The organism is Hymenobacter agri, assembly GCF_054778495.1.
This window is the reverse complement of the sequence record NZ_BAAGZM010000431.1, coordinates 1-3,720: the sequence shown is the minus strand read 5'-3', so window position 1 is coordinate 3,720 and position 3,720 is coordinate 1. Positions and strand designations below refer to the sequence as shown.

The 3,720-nt window shown below is 61.7% G+C and carries 2 protein-coding genes and 1 other RNA gene; 2 read left to right on the top strand and 1 reads right to left on the bottom strand.

Annotation, left to right across the window (positions count from 1 at the left end; genetic code table 11):
- On the bottom strand, positions 1-1,338 hold a 1,338-nt coding region (locus ACYVDE_RS17135), incomplete at its 3' end, for a DNA polymerase III subunit gamma/tau (RefSeq protein WP_460502767.1).
- Positions 1,339-1,650: 312 nt separating this feature from the next.
- On the opposite strand from ACYVDE_RS17135, the gene ssrA reads away from it, so the two are divergent.
- Both ssrA and ACYVDE_RS17125 read left to right on the top strand, forming a co-directional pair.
- Positions 1,651-2,022, top strand: a transfer-messenger RNA (tmRNA) gene (gene ssrA / locus ACYVDE_RS17130).
- Between the two features lie 215 nt (positions 2,023-2,237).
- Positions 2,238-3,720 (top strand): heavy metal translocating P-type ATPase (locus tag ACYVDE_RS17125; protein WP_460502766.1); only part of this gene is annotated, 1,483 nt, incomplete at its 3' end.

Here is a 3,720-nt window from a genome sequence, read left to right as displayed (position 1 = left end):
GGGCGCGGCGTGGGTAGCGACTGGGGCAGGCGCTGCCGGAGCGGCAGCAGTAACCGGGGAAACAGCGGGAGCAGCTACCGGCGCGGGCTGGGCGTGGTTGTTGCTGCTGCCGACGTAGCCACCGTTGCTGGCGCTGCTGTTGCTGGCCGGCGCGGGGGCAGCCAAAGCTTCTCCACCGCTTAGGCTGCTAGTTTTTTTTTTAGCCTCGCCGTTGGCGGGGCTCAGTTCACGCACGAATTGCACGGCTCCGTTCAGGTAGGCCAGCTTCATCAACGCCAGCTCGACGTGGAGGCGCTGGTTTTTGGCTTGCTTGAATTCCCGGTCGCACTGGCTAATGAGGTTCAGGGCCGAGAGCAGGAAGGCCAGTGGCGCGGCCTGGGCCTGCTGCACGTACTTCAGCCGGATACCCTCGGACACTTCCAGCAGCTGCACGGTCACGGCGTCTTTGCAGACCAGCAGGCCGCGCAGGTGCTCGGCGGTGCCCACCACGAAGTTGTGCAGGTCGAAGCCGTTCTGCATCACCTCATCGAGCAGGAGCAGCGCGGCGGAGAGGTTTTCGGTCAGCAGGCTGTCGACGAGGCGGAAGTAGTAGTCGTAATCGAGGATGTGCAGGTTCTGCACCACCTCTTTGTAGGTGAGGTTATTGCCGCCAAAGGTCACCATCTGGTCGAACATCGACAGGGCGTCGCGCAGGCCGCCGTCGGCCTTCTGGGCCAGCAGGTGCAGGGCATCGTCTTCGGCCGTGATGCCTTCCTGGGTGGCCACATAGCGCAGGTGCCCGCGCATGTCTTCCACCTTGATGCGGCTGAAATCGAAAATCTGGCAGCGCGACAGGATGGTTGGAATAATCTTGTGGCGCTCAGTGGTGGCGAGGATGAAAATGGCGTAGCTCGGCGGCTCCTCCAGCGTTTTCAGAAACGCGTTGAAAGCCGCATTCGAGAGCATGTGCACCTCGTCGATGATATAAATCTTATACTTGCCGGCCTGCGGGGCGTAGCGCACCTGCTCCACCAGCGAGCGAATGTCCTCTACCGAGTTGTTGGAGGCCGCATCCAGCTCGTGCACGTTGAACGAAGCGTTTTCTTGGAAGGCGACGCAGGAGGCACAGGTGCCGCAAGCCTCGGTTTCGGCCGTGAGGTTGGTGCAGTTGATGGTTTTGGCCAGGATGCGGGCGCAGGTGGTTTTGCCTACGCCACGCGGGCCGCAAAACAGGAATGCCTGCGCCAAGTGGTGGCTCTGGATGGCATTCTGCAGCGTGGTGGTGACGTGCTGCTGCCCCACCACGCTGCGAAACGTGGAAGGACGGTACTTGCGGGCCGAAACGACGAAATTATCCATAAGTTCTATCTACAAAGTTACCCCGAAACGGGCGGCTTTGGAAGCAGGTGGGACCGGCGTAGACTAATAGCCGAACGTCATGCAGAGCGCAGCGAAGCATCTCTACCGCGTAACTAATTCACTGCTTGCAACGAAGCGGGCAAGATGCTTCGCTGCGCTCTGCATGACGTTCTTTTTATCCTGTCCGCCCACCTGTCAAACACCCAAACCACCGGAAACCTTCCCTCCTCCCCTGCCGTTTCAATTTCACCGCGTACCTTCGCGGCCCGCTTCGCCTCTCGAGGCAACGGCGGGAATCGTTCTTTACCAACTGGGGATGACCGGAATTGACAGCTTGCGCAAATTGCGGGTAAGCGTGCCAGGAGTTGATGGAAGCTCTCCTGTCAAAAAATCTATCGAAAAACAACTGGCGACTATTCGTACGCCATGGCTGCCTAGTTCAGAATTAGGTAATGTCATCGTTCCGCTCGGGTAAGTTTCTACACCTGGGAGTTCGGAGCGTCGTAAGTAGAAAATAGCCTTCGCAGCGCGGTGATGCGGGGGCGAAACCCAACTGCCGATAAGGGAAGCTCAAGGGCCTGACTGACGCCTGAGCTTCTTCGAAAATTCAAGTCTGGATACGCACGTAGAAAGCACGTTGATTTCCTTGTCTGGACCAGGGTTCGAATCCCTGCATCTCCACCCTTTTAAAACCCCGTTTGCAGCTTGCAGGCGGGGTTTTTCGGTTTTCCGGGGGCGCCCGGCCACCGGAAAACAGCCGGTTCGCTCGGTCAAATTATGCAACTCTGCGGCGGTATTTAGTACCAACTTCCCTGGCGGGTGGCCGTTCCTTTGTAATGTGATTGTGGGATGAGCCTGATAGCTGCCAGACCCGGCAATCGCCTAGTAACCTATCCGTTATGGAACCTGCCACTAAAACTGAAACCCTCGACATCGAAGGCATGACCTGCGCCTCGTGCGCGTCCTTCGTGGAGAAGTCGCTCAGCCGCACGCCCGGCGTGCAGCGGGCGATGGTCAACTTTGCCACCGAGAAGGCTACCGTGGACTACGTGCCCACCCAGGCCTCGCCGGCCAGCCTCAAAGAAGCCATCATCAACGCCGGCTACGGCGTGGTAGAGCGCGCCCCCGATACCAGCGCCGCCGAGCGCAGCGCCGAAATCGACCGCCAGAAGGCCCTGGCCTACCAGAAGCTCAAGCGCCGCTTCTGGGTGGCCGTGGGGTTGGCAATGGTCATCATGCCGCTGAGCATGCTCATGCTCTGGCCGGCCATGATGGCGCGCGTGAACATGCAGTGGCTCAACTACGCGCTGCTGCTGCTTACGCTGCCCGTGCTGGGCTACAGCGGGCGCGAGTTCTACGAGTCGGCCTGGAACGGCTTCAAGCACCGGGCCGCCAACATGGATACGCTCATTGCCGTGGGCACGGGCGCGGCGTTTCTCTACAGCCTGGCCGGCACGGTGGTGCCCAGCTTCTTTACCAGCCGGGGCCTCACGCCCGAGGTGTACTACGATACCACGGCCACCATCATTGCCCTGATTCTGCTGGGAAAGGTGCTGGAGCTGCGGGCCAAAACCCAGACCTCGGCCGCCATGCGCAGCCTCATGGGCCTGCAAGCCAAAACCGCCCGCGTCGTACGCCCCGACGGCGCTGAGGTCGACGTGCCCATCGAGCAGGTGCAGCTTGGCGACCTGGTGGTGGTGCGCCCCGGCGAGAAGGTGGCCACCGACGGCCTCATCACCGAAGGCAGCTCGGCGCTCGACGAAGCCATGCTCACGGGCGAAAGCCTGCCGGTGCAGAAACAGGTGGGCGACCCGGTGTTCGGGGCCACCCTCAACAAAACCGGTTCCTTCCGCTTTCGCGTCACCAAAGTGGGCGCCGATACCATGCTCTCCCAGATTGTGAAGCTGGTGGAAGATGCCCAGGGCAGCCGCGCCCCCATTCAGCGGCTGGCCGACAAGGTGAGCGCCATCTTCGTGCCCACGGTGGTGGTCATTGCCATTCTCACGTTCGTGCTCTGGTTTGATTTGGCCCCGGCCGGCACCCGCCTACCGCTGGCGCTGGTCAACTTCGTGGCCGTGCTCATCATTGCCTGTCCCTGCGCGCTGGGGCTGGCCACGCCCACGGCCATCATGGTGAGCACCGGCAAGGGCGCCGAGCACGGCGTGCTGGTGCGCAACGCCGAGGCGCTGGAAAAGGCCTACCAAGTAAACACCGTGCTGCTCGATAAAACCGGCACCATCACCCGGGGCGAGCCGGCCGTGACGGATTTCTGGACGCTGCCCGGCCAGGAGGCCAGCCAGCTGCTGCTGGTGGCGGCCGCCGTGGAGCGGCAGAGCGAGCATCCGCTGGCCGAAGCCGTGGTGCGCCACGCCGACGCACAAA